Source organism: Pirellulales bacterium (genome assembly GCA_035656635.1).
Taxonomy (GTDB): Bacteria; Planctomycetota; Planctomycetia; order Pirellulales; family JADZDJ01; genus DATJYL01.
On sequence record DASRSD010000053.1, the window covers coordinates 1 to 18,311 of the forward strand.

Genomic DNA, 18,311 nt, shown 5'->3' on the forward strand with positions numbered 1-18,311 from the left:
GTGCGTATGCTGATGCCCGCCGACAACAGGGAACCGAAGATGGACCTTCGGCAAACGACGTTCCTAGAGGAAGAGGAAGGCGCCCGTGCTCCCGAAGTAAGCCGCTCAACGTTGCGAGGGAGCAAGCGTTCTAGCAGTAAAGAGTCAATTCAGGCGATGCTCATCGAATCACTTGTACCGCTGGCAGAGCAGCTCCAGCGAATTCATGCGATGCTCGATACGCTCGCCAAGCAAGTGCTGTCGCAGCAATTGGTCAAAGAATACTACAGCACCAAAGAGGCCGCGAAAGTGTTGGGCAAACGTCCCTATACGGTGCGGGAATGGTGTCGCATGGGCCGCATTCGTGCTGAGAAAGCTGACTTCGGTCGCGGACTGGACGAGGAGTGGCGGATTTCGCACGACGAACTGGTGCGGATTCAAAATGAAGGCTTGATGACACTCAAGCCGGAAAGCCGAATCGGTGGCCCCAGGCGCGTCGCGAAAAAGCAGGCTGGTTAAGTGGAAGTCGCCAACAGCAGCATAGCGGCCACGGGCAGATTACGGTTCTGCTCTTGGCCGCTATCGTTTTATAGCCAGTCAGAAGATTGGTTCTCCATCGCCACAGCCAGGGCAAGCCATGCGGCGCAATTGCTCGCGATAGGCCCGGCGGTATTCTTCCTCACGAAGTGCATCCAGTTGTTCGTGATGATCGGACAATTGACATGCATTCTCTTGGATTGCGGTTACTGCCGCCAATTCGGTTTGCGTGGTCCGGCCGTTTTGCTGCCAAGGAGGGACAATCCGTTCCTGCGATTCGCAAGTTCGACCACAACGGCTACATTTGACAACCGGCTCTGGATAAAACCACTTGGCGTTGCAGCAGCCGCACACGAAGTAGAAAGGAGGCAAGTCGCTTTGCATCGGAACACCTGTGGGCACGAGCGATTTTTGCTAAACGTTCGTCACGGTCTGAATGCTAAACAGTCGATGACGATAGGCCAGCGATACAAGTCCCATTCAAGCGCGACGTGCTGAGATGCGCAGCAAGAGTACAGCAGCGCTGCAACCTTACGCGAACACCGATCGAATCGCTTCCTGCTGCTGATTGGGAATTAAATGACGATAACGGTCCACCATTTCTTCTGACTGGTGGCCGACCCAGGCGTTGATCAATCGTTGGTCGACGCCGCGAGCCGCGCAGTTGGAACAGAATGAGTGACGCAGAACGTGCCATCCCCGCAGTCGCGACCATTTCGAGTTGGCCAGTGTCCGCTTGAAGTGATCGTGCGATTCATCGCGGGTTAGCAAACCGAACTCAGTCCGGGTTTTCTTGCTGCGCTCCACTTCGAGTTGCTGTGAAAAGGTATACAGACCACCGGGATGATGAGACAGCCAACCTTTCAGAACGTCGATCAACAGCGGCGAGAGTGGTACGCGCCGTGTGCTGAGCTTGCCTTTTTTGCGTTTTCTTTCGTGGATAATTGCCGATTGCGATTGAAAATCGAGGTCAGTAAGTAAGGAGCGAATCATTTCACTGCGCCGGGCGCCGGTGTGAGCAGCGAAGACGAACATGGGATAGATAAACGGCTGCACCGCCTTGACTCGAACATATTCCAAGAGTTCGGTGATGTCGGGGAGTGTCAGGAATACGCAATCCCACAGATCTGCTTCTTCCGCTGGAGTGAGCCCGCCCTTATCCACGCGTCGGGAGACTTCGGCAAAGGTCTGAAAGGGTGGCTTCTCTGTCATTTTGGGAAACAGCAATCCCCGATTAGGATACGGGCGTTTCACGACGCCCATGTGGAACGACCAGTTCCAAACCGTTCGCAAAGTCACCAGTTCTTTTTTGATAGTGGCAGCACTGAGTTTCCGACCGTGAATGCCCTTTCCCCGCGAACGCTGCTCGATGTACCGCTGCAAATCTGCGCCTTCGAGTTCTGGAATCGAACAGTGACTTCCCAGAATGCGCTTCAGATGGTTGACATGAATCTCCATCCCGTCACGGGTAGTTTGCTCTAGTGCTGCGACGGGAATCGAAGCAAAGTAGTTCTTGAAAAGCGCACCGAGTGTGCGAATCGGCGCCATTGATGGCTTGCCTTGCACTCGGCCATCCGACAACAGAAAGCTCACCAAATCGACATCGTCGGGAGGCGTTAGAAGTCCCAACTCAACTCGACGCAAATTGTCGTCCAGTCGCGCCAGCGAGGCGAGCGCCTCACGCTGGTTGTTCGTCTTCAGGGAACGGGCGAAGCGCTCCCTGCCGAAGTAGAAGATGACACGATACTTGCCGGAGCGTTTTTCGAGAGTCGCCATCCTTGCAGCATCCTTTCGGATTGCGGCAAGCGCAAGCGATACAAACGCCCTACAAGCGCCACATTCTTCCCAATTTCTTCCCAGTAAGGACTCTTTCGCAATCTTGCATTCAGATTGTGAAAGCCATAAGTCCTTACTGGGTTAAAAGTACCGAAGGTCGGACTTGAACCGACACGGCCTTGCGGCCACTGGATTTTGAGTCCAGCGCGTCTGCCATTCCGCCACTCCGGCATCCGATGGTCATGCTTTCGACAGCATTCACTTCACAAGGGGAAAAGTCTACCATGTAAACGATGGAAAGTGAACGGCCGACGTGTCCGTTGCCGCTCGGTTTTGATTGGGTCCACTCTGCCTGATTTTCGCGGACTGACCCTCTTCCATTTGCCAGCCCGCAGTGCACGAGTAACAATTGCATTTTGGTTGTTCCCTGTGCGGAATTTTCCTTAGCAGTTTTAATCGCTTGACGGCTCTGCGCTTGCGGAAATATCACGATGGATAAACCCGATACCCAGCGAATGACGGTGCCGCGGTTTGCGGCCCTCAAATCGGCCGGTCACAAAATCACAGTTCTTACAGCCTACGACTACACCATGGCGGCCCTGCTGGACGCCACCGGCATCGAAGGCATTTTGGTTGGCGATAGTATGTCGATGGTTGTGCAAGGACACCCCAACACTTTGCCTGTCACACTGGACGAAATGATTTATCATGCCGAGATGGTCGGCCGTGCTGTGCAGCATGCGCTGTTGATCGTCGACATGCCGTTTCCCAGTTATCATTTAGGCGTGCCCAAAGCGATCGAAAACGCCGGCCGTATTCTCAAAGAAACGCGTTGCCAGGCGGTGAAGTTGGAAGGGGGGGCCGATCAGGCCGATGTGATCCGCGGCCTGGTCTCGGCCGGCATTCCAGTGATGGCCCATGTGGGCTTGCGACCGCAAAGCGTGCACGTGCTAGGCGGTTACAAAGTGCAGCGTGACGAAGCTCGTTTGCTGAACGATGCCCGGGCGGCTCAGGAATCGGGCGCTTTTGCGATTGTGCTGGAGTGCATTCCGGCCGAGATTGCGGCGAAGATCACTAAGACGCTCACGATTCCGACCATCGGCATCGGCGCCGGCGTCGATTGCGACGGGCAGGTACTAGTTGTAAATGACCTCCTGGGCATTACCAGCGGCTATGTACCAAAATTTGTGAAAGCCTATGCGGATTTGAAAACCACCATCGCCAACGCGGTGGGCCATTTCCGAGAAGACGTTCGCAGTGGCAAATTTCCGGGACCCGACCAAGCCTTTCATTGAATTCCGCATGCGGTGCACTCGCTGGTCGCGCGAAAGCGCGAAATCCTATGATCGAATTCCCCGCATTCTCCACTAGCGCGACCAAGGGTCGTAGCTTTATTGAAGCATGAACCGGCTTGCCGACGAATCGTCACCCTATCTGTTGCAGCACCAGAACAACCCGGTCGATTGGTATCCCTGGGGGCCAGAATCGCTGCAGCGCGCAAAGGCCGAGCAAAAGCCGATTTTTTTGTCGATCGGCTATTCCGCCTGCCACTGGTGCCACGTCATGGAGCACGAAAGTTTTGAAAATCCAGACATTGCACGGCTCATGAACGAAAACTTCGTGTGCATCAAGGTCGATCGCGAGGAACGCCCCGACTTGGATCATATTTACATGAATGCCGTGCAATTGCTCACGGGCCGCGGCGGCTGGCCCATGTCTGTGTTTCTCACGCCCGATTTGCAGCCGTTTTATGGCGGAACTTATTGGCCGCCGACCGCGAGAATGGGCATGCCGGGATTCGATCAAGTGCTGCTGGCCGTGGCCAATGCTTGGCAGGAGCGGCGGCAACAAGCCATTGAACAAGCGGCGGAATTGACCGGGCACATTTCACAATTGGCGGCGCTGCCGACAGCTGCAGGAGAGCTGTCGCAAAAACTAATCGACGTCGCTGGCGCGGCCTTGGAACGCAGTTTCGACTTCCACCATGGTGGTTTTGGCGGCGCGCCGAAATTTCCGCACCCGATGGATTTGCAAGTGCTGTTGCGGTTGTGGAAGCGCCATCGCCGGCCCGGCTTGTTGGGCATGGTAACCACCACGCTTGATAAGATGGCCGCAGGAGGAATTTACGATCACCTGGGCGGCGGGTTTCATCGCTACTCAGTCGACGAACATTGGTTGGTGCCGCACTTCGAAAAAATGCTGTATGACAATGCGCTGTTGACAACCGCCTATACGGAAGGATTTCTTGCTACCCATAACGCCGAATACGCCAGGGTGGCGAGGGAAACGTGCGATTACTTACTGCGAGATTTGACAGATCCGGCGGGCGGCTTTTATAGCACCGAAGACGCCGACAGTGAAGGCGCGGAAGGAAAATTCTACGTTTGGACACCGCAGGAAATTGCGACCGTGCTAGGAACGAAAACCGCGGAAGTTTTTTGCTATGTTTACGATGTAAGCGAAGCGGGCAACTTCGAAGAGCAAAGCATCTTAAATTTGCCAAAGCCGCTTGAAGTGTGCGCCAAAATCAAGCAGCGTGATCCAGCTGAACTCCGAGCTGTACTGGCCGCGAGCCGGCAGAAACTATTGGAAGTGCGCGGCCGCCGAGTGCGGCCAGGACGAGACGATAAAGTGCTCGTCGCCTGGAATGGGCTGATGATCGATGCATTATCGCGTGCAGCGGTGGCCCTGAGTGAACCGCGCTACATTGCGGCGGCTGTCAACGCAGCAAATTTCATTCTGCACGACATGCGCCGATCTGACGGACGCTTGCTACACACCTGGCGGGCCGGAAAAGCAAAGTATGATGCTTATCTCGACGATTACGCGGCGCTGGCCAATGCGCTGGTAAGTTTGTATGAAGCCACGTTCAACGAACGATACATTGACGAAGCAGTTCGGTTAGCTGAGATCGTGCTGACACACTTTGCCGACGGTGAAGCAGGCGGTTTTTTTTATACTGCCGACGATCACGAGCAACTTATCGCCCGACACAAGGATATTCAAGATAGTTCCGTTCCCAGCGGCAATGCGCTGATGGCCACAGTGCTTGTGCGACTGGGCAAACTCACCGGCAGGGCAAATTATCTGGAGGCCGCCGAAAGAACTTTGAGAATGGCTATCGGTTTGTTAGAGCGGGCGCCAACCGTTGCGGGGCAAATGCTGCTGGCGATAGATATGCTCCTGGGGCCGACACCGGAAATTGTGCTTGTGGGCAACAAAGCCAATTCTGACACTTCCGCCATCCTGCTCGAATTACACCGCCGATTCATTCCCAACAAGATCGTCGCCCTGCGGTCGCCAACCGCTGAATCTTCCCAACCGCATTCAATTGCGCTCGACCCGCTGTTCGCCGGCAAAGCGCCGCTTTCATCCGAACCCACGCTGTTCATTTGCGAAAACTTCGCCTGCCAAGCGCCGGTCAGCGGCCATGCTGCAGCAGTTGAGAAAATTGCGACGCTCGCTGGCGAATAGCACTCTCGGTTAAAGCTGCACACGAAAAGCGGGCGTCGTCGGCCACGATGATGCTTTGTGGACGGCGCCCGCGACAATGAAAATCAATTTATCAAGCCACGAACACGAACGATTCAAATAAAAGGTTGCTCGTGGGCGTCCAGCCCCCAAATCCATTTCGAGCAACCCGTATTTTCAACACATAAAGCGGGTGGCAAAACAAAATAGGCCTTTCGGAAATTCAGCCTTTTGCCTTCTATTTTCTGCTTTTTATGAACAGCCCATTGAATTGCCGCAGTTGTGGCACAAATAGCAGTTGCCGTTGCGGACAGTAATATTACCGCAGTTGTCGCAACTGGGCGCATCCAGTTGGAAACTGGCGAACTGCTCTTCGCGGGCCATCGCCCCAGCATTTTGGTCGATGTGCATGACGGCTCCAGACCGGTGCAACAAGGCAGCATTGTCAGCCACGATACTCGCTGCTTTGCCGTGACCGTTGCTTCCGTTGTGTGCGCCGTTTGTCACCTGTTTGGTGACAATTGGCTTGGTCGTCGACGTTTGATTGCCGGCGCTTGCGGCCTCCGGAGCACGGGCGCCACTGGCAGGCTTTTGCGCTGACTCCTGGCCTTTGACCGCGGACCCTTGATTCTTCACCGCCGGTCCCGGCAGATCAACGGCGTTGGTAAGCGGCGCCGGCTCGTCATTGTGCAAGCCTTTACTGGCTGCTTCTTTGTAGCCTCGCAAAAACTCATTTCCCATCCAGCGGAAAATGTAATCAACAACGCTTTTGGCAATGCGAACTTCTGGGTTCTTCGTTTGCCCCATTGGTTCAAACCGCATGTGCGAGAACTTGTTGACCAGGACCTCCAACGGCACACCGTATTGGAGACTCATCGAAACGGCGGTGCCGAAAGCGTCCATCAAACCACCGATGGTGCTGCCTTCCTTGGCCATGTTGATAAACAATTCGCCGGGTCGTCGAATTTCATTCAGATTGTTTTTGTCGACACGATCGTATAACCCAACGGTTAAATAACCTTCGTGCCCGACGATGCTGAATTTATGTGTGACGGAATCTCGCGTATCGGGCAACCGTTCGCGGCGCGGGGCTGCAACGACCTTTGCCGCCGCTTTGTCGCTTTCGGTGCCGGTGTTTAGCGGCTGACTTTCTTTGGAACCATCGCGGTAAATCGCCAGCGCTTTTAAACCTAGGCGCCAACCTTCCATGTAGGCGTTGGCAATATCGGCCGGGGTAGTCTCCCGCGGCATGTTCACCGTTTTGCTAATTGCGCCGGAGAGGAACGGCTGCGCGGCAGCCATCGTAGTCACATGAGCATGCCAGGCGATGGAGCGCTGACCTCGCATCGGCTTAAAGGCACAATCGAATACGGCCAGATGCTCAGGCTGCAGGTCGTTGGCGCCTTCGATCATGTCGTTTTTCTCGATGTACGCCAAAATCGATTCGATTTTTGGTTGATCGTAGCCCAACGTTTTCAACGCCGAGGGAACCGTGTTGTTGACGATTTTTAACATGCCGCCGCCGGCAAGTTGTTTGTACTTCACGAGCGCAATATCGGGCTCGATGCCAGTCGTGTCGCAATCCATTAGGAAGCTGATTGTTCCTGTAGGGGCCAATACCGTCGCTTGAGCATTGCGGAAACCGAAGCGATGCCCTTCATCGAGCACCTGATCCCACAGACCTTGCGCGGCGTCTTTCAAATAGCCGGGGCACGCGGAATTAATTTGCTCCACGGCATCGCGATGCATTTGCATCACCTCAAGCATTGGCTCGCGGTTTTGCTCAAATGCTTCAAAGGGTCCCACGGCTGCGGCCAATTCCACACTCGTGAGATTGGCGGTCCCATGCAACAGCGCCGTGATGGCGCCGCACAGACCACGAGCCGCATCGCTATCATACGGCACACCGCCAGCCATCAGCAGGCTGCCGAGATTGGAGTAACCCAAGCCCAGCGGACGGAAGCAATGGCTGTTGGCCGCGATTTTTTTCGTCGGGTAACTAGCGTGATCGACCAAAATTTCCTGCGCGATGAAGAAGATGCGGCAAGCAACCTGAAACCGTTCCACGTCGAACGTGCCATCTTCCCGGCGAAACTTCATTAAATTGATGCTTGCCAGATTGCAGGCAGTATCGTCCAGAAACATGTACTCGCTGCACGGATTGCTGGCGTTAATGCGGCCGCTTTCCGGGCAGGTGTTCCAACGGTTAATCGTCGTGTCGTATTGCACGCCGGGGTCGCCGCATTGCCAGGCGCACTCAGCCATACGTTGCATTATCTCGCGGGCTTGCAGCGTTGGACCTTCGCGCTTGGCATCCGTCACCCAGCGTGTGGTCCAGGGTTGATCTTTTTCTACAGCCTGCATGAATGCATCACTCACGCGGACTGACAAATTGGCGTTTTGGAACAGGATGGAACTGTACGCCTCGCCGTTGAAGTTCGATTCGTACCCGCCCTTTTCGATCAATACGCGAGCCTTGTTTTCTTCCTTGGCCTTGCATTCAATGAACTCCATTACGTCAGGATGCTCCACTTTCAGCGATTGCATTTTTGCCGCACGGCGCGTTTTGCCGCCGCTCTTTACCACCGCGGCAATTTGATCGTACACGCGCATGAACGAAAGAGGGCCGCTGGGGCGGCCACCACCAGAGAGCTTTTCACGGTGAGAACGAAGCGTGGAAAGATCAGTGCCGGTACCGGAGCCAAACTTGAACAACATCGCTTCGCTACGAGCCAGCTCCATAATGTCTTCCATGTTATCGTTCACGCTTTGAATGAAGCAGGCCGAGCCTTGCGGATATTCGTAAGGATTTTCTGGCTGCTTCACATCACTGCTTTCGGCATCCCAGTGCCAGTTGCATTGCGCACCCTTGACGCCGTACTGATGAAACAAGCCCACGTTGAACCACACAGGCGAGTTAAATGCTCCATGCTGATGTAAACACAGCCAGGTAAGCTCGCGGTAAAATTGTTCGCCGTCGGCAGCACTGGCGAAGTAACCGTCGGCCAGTCCCCAATCAGCAATCGTGCGGCTCACACGATGAATTAATTGCCGCACGCTGCTTTCACGTTCCGGGGTGCCGTTTTCGCCATAGAAGTACTTGCTCACAACCACATTCGTGGAAAGCTGGCTCCAAAACTTCGGCACTTCGCAGTTTTTTTGCTCGAACAGCACTTCGCCGCCCTCGCCTTTGATGGCGGCGGTGCGCAAATCCCACTCGACTGTTTCGAACGGATCGACTGCTGAAGCAGGGCAAAAGAGCGAATCGATGGCTAGGCCGCCGGCACGTAACCGCCCGGCATTTCGTTTTGAATTTCCCATTTTCTGGCTACGCTTGGGGATGGGCTTGGTCGATAAAGCGAGATCGGCTTGCGCCATGATTCAGCTCCTTCTGTATGCGAACAACCGGGGCATCCGTACCTAGCAAAGTGTACTTCCATACACTATGCCACTATAACTTATGTTCGACATGCTCGCTGCTTAATTTTAGGGGCGTTTCGCGAGAAAACCCGAGAAAAATAACCCTATTGGGTGGTAGTGCTGGCAGAGTCGATAACACCCATATATTGTGGTGAATGCCCTTGCGGCCACAACATACAGTGCGAAGGCGACATCTTACTCCGATTCCTCGAGTCGTCAACTCCCATCTTTGAATTGCATTAAACCTTTATTGATAAACCAGTTGCGCTGATTTTAGATGGCCCTCGTTCGCGCGAAATTCGGCTCCATGGTTAGAACTGCATTGCCACTTTCTCCCGAGCGATAGTGCATTTTTTTGAATTTGCTCATTCTTTTCTTGCGCGCACCTAACAGACAAAAAGTTTTTCTGGATTTTTTGGCCGCTCACCGTAAAACTAGGTGTCTTCTGAAAATGGGGCTAAAGGCAACGATAAGAGGGGCCGCACGCAGTGAAGGTCTCTTTGTCCATAAAGTGGAGCAAAAAAACACATGCACGTCGTCAAAGGCTAAGCCGGTGCTGTCGTTGCGAATTGCTCGCAGCCCGGGATCAGTTACACTCACATCTTTCCGCCGGGCCCGGGCCCCGCGCTCTATATGACCAGCCGCAATGCCTAACCGCAGGGCGGCTTTTTTATTGCGCTCTTTTGAAGGCGCGAGGCAGGCTTCTCCACTGGCCCAAAAGTTCGCTCGATTTTTTCTGGGGCGATGCTATACTGATCGGATGTACATGTATGCTGCGTACTAGGGGCTAGTGAGTAGTGCCTGGTCACTTTAGCCACTGACCACTAGCCACTAAACACCAGCCACTAGCCCCAGCTCCTAACCACTAACGACGAACTACTCGATACCAGACCTCCAGGCCATCCGAACCATATCAACCGCTCCCTCACGGTCGCGGCTCACTAATCCCTAGCCACTAATCACCAGACCACAAGCCACCTGACCACCACTCACCAAATTCCAGCCACGATGAACCAATATTCGCTCCATTTCGCCGGTCAGGAATTAAACAGCGCTCGAGAAAATGCGCTGCGGCGGCAAAGGGGAGCGGACAAATCGTTCTGTTTTGTCCGTGAAAAAAAATTCCGCACAAAACACAGTCCGCTACTGTCCGGCGACTTTGCCTGCGGCCTGGGATTGCTCGATTGCCGTCAGTGCGGCCAGGGCTTGCTGGCGAACTTCGCCGGCGGGGCTGGCTTGTTTGGCAGCGTTTTGGAAATAGATTTTCGCCACGCCCAATTTATGCTGGGCCACCCATTGGCGGCCCCGCGCCAGGGCCGCGGCCGCCTGTTCATCGGCCGCGACATTTTCGGCTGCTTGTTCCGCCTTCAAGGCAGCCACGCTTTGGAGTGCTGGATTGGGGACGGCGATCGCCGCTTGTTGCGAAGCCGACAGATGCCAGGCGGAAACATCGGTTTGAAACGAGGGCGGGCCAATGAGCGCATCTTCCATGGCCCCGAAATCGTGAATTTGGGCACTCACACTGACATTGCTGGCCCCGGTCGTTGTGCCAATGGCGGTGTTAACAAACGGCGGGCCGGAAAAACCTGGAATGCCACGCTCGCTGCGGCCAAAACTGGAACTGCTTGCGCCCCCCAAAAAGGCATCGCCCCCATCGGGCACCAGCACTGTGGTGTCCACGGCGAAATAATGGAACGACGGCAATTGCACCGTTTGGGCCGCCGCTTCGCCGGTCCACAAATGCAGAATCGCCAAGCCGGCCACGAGACCCAGCGTTCGACGCAGCACGCACGCAGGAAGAATCGATTTCATCGCAGCGTTATCCTTAGCACCCGGCCTTTAGCCCACAGAAGGCCGCCCGTATTGTACCGCTTTGGCTCGCGAGAAGGCAACGATTTTGTTGCTTACCGGGTGCCGGACCACAAGGTATCGACGGTATCGGTGCTAACCGAGGTGGCATCCAGACTGGGATCGACGGCGACGGACAGGTCGTCCAAATCGGTGCGGATGGATTGCAGCAGCTTGAACGACAGGATGGTGTCCAACAGGCCAATCAGCGCCAGGCAGCCCATCCAAATTTTTTGGGACTCTTCCTTCAAGCCCGAGACCGCCAGTAGCCCGACGGCAAAAAACGGCGCCATCAAAGTTAAATACAACGCCCAACCGCAGCGACGGCCATTGCTGTTCAGATTGTTTACTTCATCGGGATGGGATTGTTCCGGGCGCACCAGCACCGGATAAAAGGCACGCACAAACATGAACGTGAGCAAGAAAAACGTGAGCGTGGAAGAGATCCAACCGCAGACGATTTGCGAAGCCAAGAAATTTCGATATTGGACCAGGCCGACGCCCGGAATTTCACCGAAATATAAATGTTGCCACAGCGGAAACACAATTCCCGAAGTTACCCACAGCGCCATTCCGACCCAAGCGGCGCCATCGCCGATCCAGAGCGATCGGCGGCGCAGGCGACTTAGTTCATCGGACGGCATCGAGCTTCCGGAGCCCACCCGACCCACGGCGGTGAGCACGGGCCACGCAAAAAAGAAAACCAGGAGAATTGCAATGGGAAATGCAACCGCGTTCACCACCGGCACCTCGACGTGCCAAAAGAAATCGTGGATGGCGGTGTTCACCGGGGAATCTGCAGGCGGAATGAACTCTTTGGAATTGAATTGCAAGTTCATCACGCTGAAAAAGACACTGGGCATGAGCCCGACGCACACAAAAAACCAAAATGGCCAGCGCCGCAAGCGTTGGCGCAAGGAACCGGGGGTGGGGCGCAGCAGCCGTTGCACTTTCGGCTTCAGGCACAATTCCAATTGCCGCTGCAGCAGGCCTGCGGTGGCCGGCCGGTCTTCACGGTTTGGCGATAAGCACGACACCAACAGCGGCTGCAAGCCATTGGGTAAGTCCGGAGGCAAGTTGGCCAATGCGTGCGACGATAACCCGGCCCGGCGGCGCTGGGCCAACCGGGTGAGGAGCTTGTGCGTGTTGCCAATGCAATCGTCCAAGTTGTCTTCGACAAACGGTCGACTTCCGGTAAGCATTTCCCACAACACGATTCCCAATGAATAAACATCGCTGCGACCATCTAACTCGTCAGGTTGGCGGTCGTGATCAGGATTGTAGGCTTCGATTTGCTCGGGCGACATGTAGGCCAACGAGCCGCCGAAAAATGCCGCCGGAGTGGCCCCTTCCAGTTTGGAGCTGAAGCTGACATTGAAATCGACCAGCTTAGGAGAACCGTTGGCGGCCAGTAACACATTCGCCGGCTTGACATCGCGATGCAGTACACCCCGTTGATGAGCATAATCTAATGCCGCTGCCAAACGTGCACCTAACCAACAAACGGCTTCGGGCCAGGAATACGCTGCCAAGCGTCGGCGTGCGCTCGATTCGGCCGGCGGCGCCTCGCCATGACGCTCCAAAGCCAGATCTATCGATTGCACCACGGTTTTGCCGTTCCGCAGCGCCGGCGCTTGTTGCCGAGCCTGCTCCAGTACATCTTGCAGGGTGCCACCGGGAATGTGCTGCATGTACATCAACTGCAAGCGATTGTCGGGCAACACGCGCTGATCATACACGCGGACAATGTGTGGGTGATCGAGCTGTGCCAACGTTTGCGGCTCGGCCCCTTTGTTGCGAGAAATTTTTAGCGCCACCAGCCGCTGCATGGATCGTTGCCGCGCCAAAAATACCGATCCGAACGAGCCTTTGCCCAACCGCACCAGCAAATCAAAATCATCAATTTGCTGGCCGGCATCAAGTTCCAATTCGCGCGCTCCGCGCGCCAAGGCGGTGCTAGATGTGCGATTGGGATCCAATCCGATCATTCGGCGCAAGCGTTCAGCTTGTTGCGGGAAGCGTGCGAAATAATCTTCCAATTTGGGAGGATTGTCGGTTTGCCACCGAACGTGGTATTCCTCGCAAATCAATTCGGAGGGAATATCCCCATCGCGAATCAATTCGGGAAACTCCGCGACATATTCCTCCACTTGCTTGGGAAGCTCATGATGTTGCCAACGATACTCGAGATCGATTTTGATCAATTCGATCAGTGTCAAACTCCGCAAGGCGGGAGGTTCGGCGGGAAGGAATTGCGACAAATCGGGAGGCAAGTCGGTTCCTTGCCAGGCGGCCAACAGGGCGTCGGCCCGTTCCACTAGGGCATTCAAAGCCACGGTGGCCAGTTCAGCGGGAGTCGTGCTGGGACGGGCTGTGCTTTCAATCATGCCGAGAGCTTCGAGAACTACTAAGGATTGTTGAATGCCGCGCACACGGCAGCGCAACCGCCGTTCTGTTTTAGCACACTTCGCGAACTGTGGCAGGGCAGGTTGTGCTAGCACCTGGGTAATCAATAGGACGAGTCACGGCTTGAGAAGATTCACGGAGCGTTTAGCAATACTGGACACACGTTCATATCCGGCATATAATCAACAGTGTACAGATAATCAGTAAATTGTGATTTGCCAGAGAGAGTAAGCCATGATTGCCCCCCTTCGTTCCACCAGCAAACCTGCGGCAAGAGTTTCCACCCAACCGATCGGTCAATTATTGCCACAGGTTTTGGCTCGCTATGGCATTTCGATGACTGCCGAAGAATTAGCTGCGTTCGACTTCCCCCGAACCCTCCAGTCCGCATCCTTGTCACGCACTCCTCTATTGCGGATAGACAGCCGTGGTCGTAAAAAACCCCGTCGAACTGGACGAACGCCGCCTCGAGATAATCGTTCCGGCACATGCCAGCGGATGCAACAGTCGTTGTTTCTGGCATCCAATAGTTCTACTGCTGAAGTGGTCGCGATACCATAACTTGTCTCAACCGGCAATTACAGAAATTTTGGTTCGCGCTTTTCGATGAACGCCGCCAGTCCTTCTGCAGCCGCTTCCGTCGTGCGTGCCGTAGCACTGACCGCTGCGCCCGCAGTTAGCAGTGTGTTCAAATTCTCGCCGATGGTTTCATTGAGCATCCGCTTGGTCAACAGCATGGCTTCGGGCGCGCAGTCAGCAATTTCGCCGGCTAATTGATGGGCCCGAGGCCAAAGCTTTTCCCCTGGAATAAGTTCGTGGTAAATACCCATTCGGAAGGCTTCTTCCGCCGGAATTAATTGGGCGCTTAAAAGCAAATAAGCGGCGCGGCCTGCGCCCAAGCGAAAAACCAACAGTGGCGCGACCAACCCGGCCACAATGCCGCGCTTGGGTTCGGGCAAACCGAATTTGGCTTCCGGGGCGGCCAACACAATATCACAGGCCAACGCCAGGCCGGCGCCCCCTGCTACCGCTGGACCGCCGACTGCGGCAATTATCGGCTTGGGCAATTGCAAAATGGCTTCCAGCAAATCGCGATAAGCGGTAGCATCGTCATACCACAATTCTTGGGAGTTGCTCGCGGCAGCAGTCTGCTGCATTTCATTCAAATCCATTCCGGCACAAAAGGCCGAACCGCTGCCGGCAATGACAACGGTTCGCACTCGTCGCTCCCGACGCAAATCGTCCAAGGCTTGCGTCAATTCGGCGATCAGTCCGCGCGTTAAAGCGTTGCGTTTGTCGGGCCGATTCAAAATCAATGTGCCGGTATGTTCGTGAATGTGAATTTTTACTAGTGGTGCGCCGTTGTTCATAGAATTCTGCAGTTATGGATATTAGATCCGCAACATTTTTTTCAAATCTGTTTCTGATGGAGCGGGAAGCGGCAAATCAAGAATAGCCATACTTAATAGTTTGCCTTGCGTGTCAATTCGCAACGATTGGCTGGCCCCGCCGGCTAACGCATGAAGTAGTAAAAAATTGAGTGCGCCGAGCTTGGGCAGTTCAAATCGATTGACTTGACTTGGTTTCAGGCTAGCAAAGAAATCGGCTACACGTTCGGCAGTTAATTCCGATTGCAAAAACTGAAAACCTGTTGGCGTGTAAGCAATCACACCAATGTTGGCATGATTTCCTTTGTCCCCACTGCGAGCATGTGCAATTTTACTAAGCGGAATCGACGGCATGGTAGATCTTCACGTTGACGGAAATTAAATCCACTGCTTCGCAGTTTTGACCGAAATCGACGGTTTAACGAATTTTTTTGGCATCAGCGTAGGCCAATAAGCGAATACTGGCCGCACCTGTGGACGGCCCGTGGCATAACCGGCGATGCCAGGGGGCCCGCTAGTGATAAGTGGAGCAAATTCTTTCGTAAATCGTTCCACGGCTTTCTGACGAGAATCGTGTGCTGAGACGCGTAACACAACCTGTTTGGCGTCGATATGATTATCGCCCAAACATTCAATCAATGTCCGCTCCAACTTGAAGCCGGCACGTTCCACTCGCTGCAAAATCAACTCGCCGCAGGCCTGGGCCTTCTTCACGCAATCTTCACCGTAAATGAGCAACTGGCCGCTGGCCATAAATCCATTTGAATAGGCTAGCGAAACTTTGTAATTTTCCGGAGCCGGCCTACCCGTGGCGCCACGAACCAATACCCGATCGGTTCCAATTTCTTCAACTTCCACCGTCGTAAAATCGACATCGACATCAGGCGTTAAATAGTGGGTAGGATCGCCGATTTCATAAACAAGTTGCTCGATTACCGTGTGCCTATTCACTGTCCCACCGGTGCTATTGGGCTTGGTAATGATGCACGATCCGTCGGCGTTGATTTCGGCGATGGGGTAACCGGCATTGGCCAAATCCAGATTTTGCCAGTGTCGGTATAGGCCGCCAGTAACTTGTGCGCCGCATTCGATTAAATGCCCCGCGACACTAACGCCGGCTAAGAAATTCCAATTCTCCCACTCGTGGTCCAATTCGTGCATCGCCGGGCCAACCGTCAGCGATGCATCTGCCACCCGGCCAGTGATGACAATCCTTGCCCCATCGGCCAAGGCGTTGACAATTGAGTGCGCGCCTAAATAGGCATTGGCGCTTACAATCGGTTGACGTAATTCGGAAAGAGGTTGGTGAGTGTCGAGATTCTCGAATTTGCAGCCGGCGGCCTGAAGTTTTTCCAGGCGCGGCAGTAAATCGTCACCGATCACAACGCCGATGGCGGTTTCGCCTAATTCGGCGGTGGTCAGAATGGCTCCAACTGCCGCAGCACATGCCAGCGGATTCACACCACCAGCATTGGTGACAATTTTCAATTGTCGTTGTGTTTTTAGTGCGGGCAACAAACTTTTCAGTACATCTAGAAAATCGGTCGCGTAGCCCATTGCGGAATTTTTCTCGCGCTGTCGAGCCAAAATTGACATTGTCAATTCGGCCAAGTATTCCAGCGTGAGATAATCGACACACGCACCTTCCACCAACAGCCGCGGCGCATCCAAATTATCTCCGAGAAATCCAGCGCCGTTAGCGATTTTGATTGTCATGTCAATTCTGGGCGCTGGCTGTGAATTAAATTTTCGCTATTTGTTTGTGCCGCCCTTACACCTGAAACACGCCCAGACGGAATGGCTCTGGCTCGACGTACCGAGTTGCACATTCTAGGGCGAAGATTAATGCTTCACGGGTAACCGCGGGATCCAAAATGGCATCGATCCAGCCGCGTGCGGCGGCGTAACGGACATCCGTCTGGCGCAGGTAATCGGACTTCACGGTGTCGCGAAGTTGCTCTAATTCGGCGGCGTCCACATCGCTGCCTTCACGTCGCAGACTTTTCACCGCTACCTGCAACAACGTGTCCGACGCCTGTTCGGCTCCCATGACTGCTACCTGGGCAGTCGGCCACGCGAAAATGAATCGTGGATCGAACGCCTTTCCACAGAGTGCATAGTTGCCCGCTCCATAGGAACCGCCGGTAATAAGAGTGACTTTCGGCACCCGACTATTGCTGATGGCGCTTACCAATTTGGCACCGGCCTTAATGATCCCGGAGCGTTCTGCGTCACGCCCAACCATAAATCCGTTGACATCTTGCAGAAACAAAATCGGCAGCCAATCTTGATTGCAATTCATCACAAACCGCGCGGCCTTTTCGGCGCTATCAACGTACAGGACACCACCGAACTGGTACGGGCCATCGGCGGGACGTACTCGATGATGTTGATTCGCTACGACGCCCACTGTGAAACCGCCCAATCGAGCTGTGCCGCAAACAACGGTTTGGCCATACTCTGGTTTGAATTCATCGAAGCTGTTGGCATCGAGCAAACATTCCAGAATATCGCGCACTTCGTATTCGCCGTGGACACGCTCCGATAAAATTCGAAGAATCTCGGCCCTCCCAAGTACGGGAGCTTGTTCTTCATCGCGCCGAAACGGCGGTATCGATTTTGGATCGTCCGGCCGTACCGCTGCCGCCAAACGGCGCAGGCGTTCCAAGCAGGCTTCGTCGGTCACATCACGATAATCGATGGTGCCGCTCACCTGAGCGTGCATTGCCGCGCCCCCTAATTCTTCGTGCGAAACTTCCTGTCCAATCGCACTGCGCACCAGTGCGGGCCCGGCCAAATACAGGCCCGAATCTTCAGTCATCAGCAGTTTATCACACAGTACAGGCAGATAACCGCCGCCGGCGACACAGTTTCCCATAATCGCGGCCGTCTGTTGCAAGCCCATGGCCGAAATGACAGCGTTGTTGCGAAAGATGCGGCCAAAATCATCTTCGTCGGGAAAAACATCTTCCTGCAGGGGCAGAAAAATGCCGGCCGAATCTACCAAATACACGATCGGCAGCCGATTTTGCACCGCGATTCGTTGTGCCCTAAGAACTTTTTTGGCTGTAGCGGGAAAGAACGCGCCGGCTTTCACGGTGGCATCGTTGGCGATAATCATGTGTCGCCGGCCGCTGATGGCGCCAATGCCGGTAACAACGCTAGCGGCGGGTGCACCGCCCCATGGGCTGTACATTCCCCATGCAGCCCACAAGCCAAGTTCAAAAAAGGGAATGTCCGAATCGAGGAGTTTTTCGATTCGCTCGCGCGCCGTGAGACGGTTCTTTTTGTGTTGCCGTACGATGGCCGCCAACCCACCCCCCAGTCGAATATCGGCCTCCTGTTCGGCCAAGTGAGCAATAAGCTCAGGCAAAGATAATTGATCAGCCATAGACATAATCGATTATGCACTAAATGATTGATGGAAGAGATCGATCCGCTAGTGCCATTCGCCGACTCGGCATCGCCATATCATATTCAATCATG

At 54.6% G+C, this 18,311-nt stretch carries 12 protein-coding genes and 1 tRNA gene; 3 read left to right on the forward strand and 10 right to left on the reverse strand.

Annotated features, from left to right (window positions below; genetic code table 11):
• Positions 1 to 498, forward strand: a 498-nt coding sequence (locus tag VFE46_04525; GenBank protein ID HZZ27252.1) for a helix-turn-helix domain-containing protein, incomplete at its 5' end; no start/stop codon positions are given.
• Positions 499 to 576: 78 nt separating this feature from the next.
• On the opposite strand, the gene VFE46_04530 is transcribed toward VFE46_04525, so the two are convergent.
• From VFE46_04530 to VFE46_04540, 3 genes are all read right to left on the reverse strand, one after another.
• Positions 577 to 918: a hypothetical protein gene (locus tag VFE46_04530; protein HZZ27253.1), complete on the reverse strand. Its 342-nt coding sequence runs from the start codon at positions 916 to 918 to the stop codon at positions 577 to 579.
• A 129-nt stretch (positions 919 to 1,047) separates the two neighbouring features.
• Positions 1,048 to 2,292 (reverse strand): site-specific integrase, encoded by a 1,245-nt coding sequence (locus tag VFE46_04535; GenBank protein ID HZZ27254.1) that lies wholly within the window; start codon positions 2,290 to 2,292, stop codon positions 1,048 to 1,050.
• A 148-nt stretch (positions 2,293 to 2,440) separates the two neighbouring features.
• Positions 2,441 to 2,523 (reverse strand) — tRNA-Leu (locus VFE46_04540).
• Between the two features lie 260 nt (positions 2,524 to 2,783).
• On the opposite strand from VFE46_04540, the gene panB reads away from it, so the two are divergent.
• Positions 2,784 to 3,587: a 3-methyl-2-oxobutanoate hydroxymethyltransferase gene (panB, locus tag VFE46_04545; GenBank protein HZZ27255.1), complete on the forward strand. Its 804-nt coding sequence runs from the start codon at positions 2,784 to 2,786 to the stop codon at positions 3,585 to 3,587.
• Positions 3,588 to 3,693: 106 nt separating this feature from the next.
• Positions 3,694 to 5,766: a thioredoxin domain-containing protein gene (locus VFE46_04550; protein HZZ27256.1), complete on the forward strand. Its 2,073-nt coding sequence runs from the start codon at positions 3,694 to 3,696 to the stop codon at positions 5,764 to 5,766.
• 249 nt (positions 5,767 to 6,015) lie between these two features.
• On the opposite strand, the gene VFE46_04555 is transcribed toward VFE46_04550, so the two are convergent.
• The 7 genes from VFE46_04555 to VFE46_04585 form a co-directional block, all read right to left on the reverse strand.
• Positions 6,016 to 9,084, reverse strand: coding sequence for a vitamin B12-dependent ribonucleotide reductase (locus VFE46_04555; protein HZZ27257.1), 3,069 nt, complete (start codon positions 9,082 to 9,084; stop codon positions 6,016 to 6,018).
• A 1,242-nt stretch (positions 9,085 to 10,326) separates the two neighbouring features.
• Positions 10,327 to 10,995 (reverse strand): hypothetical protein, encoded by a 669-nt coding sequence (locus tag VFE46_04560; protein HZZ27258.1) that lies wholly within the window; start codon positions 10,993 to 10,995, stop codon positions 10,327 to 10,329.
• Between the two features lie 92 nt (positions 10,996 to 11,087).
• The gene (locus VFE46_04565; protein ID HZZ27259.1) at positions 11,088 to 13,418 is read right to left on the reverse strand and encodes a serine/threonine-protein kinase; all 2,331 of its coding nucleotides are present in this window, start codon (positions 13,416 to 13,418) and stop codon (positions 11,088 to 11,090) included.
• Positions 13,419 to 14,015: 597 nt separating this feature from the next.
• On the reverse strand, positions 14,016 to 14,807 hold the full coding sequence (locus VFE46_04570; protein ID HZZ27260.1) for an enoyl-CoA hydratase/isomerase family protein: 792 nt from the start codon (positions 14,805 to 14,807) through the stop codon (positions 14,016 to 14,018).
• 21 nt (positions 14,808 to 14,828) lie between these two features.
• Positions 14,829 to 15,179, reverse strand: a complete 351-nt coding sequence (locus VFE46_04575) for a hypothetical protein (protein HZZ27261.1) — start codon at positions 15,177 to 15,179, stop codon at positions 14,829 to 14,831.
• A gap of 24 nt (positions 15,180 to 15,203) precedes the next feature.
• The gene (locus tag VFE46_04580) at positions 15,204 to 16,541 is read right to left on the reverse strand and encodes an acyclic terpene utilization AtuA family protein (GenBank protein HZZ27262.1); all 1,338 of its coding nucleotides are present in this window, start codon (positions 16,539 to 16,541) and stop codon (positions 15,204 to 15,206) included.
• 55 nt (positions 16,542 to 16,596) lie between these two features.
• Complete coding sequence (locus VFE46_04585; GenBank protein ID HZZ27263.1) at positions 16,597 to 18,216, reverse strand: acyl-CoA carboxylase subunit beta; 1,620 nt, start codon at positions 18,214 to 18,216, stop codon at positions 16,597 to 16,599.
• Between the last annotated feature and the right edge of the window lie 95 nt (positions 18,217 to 18,311).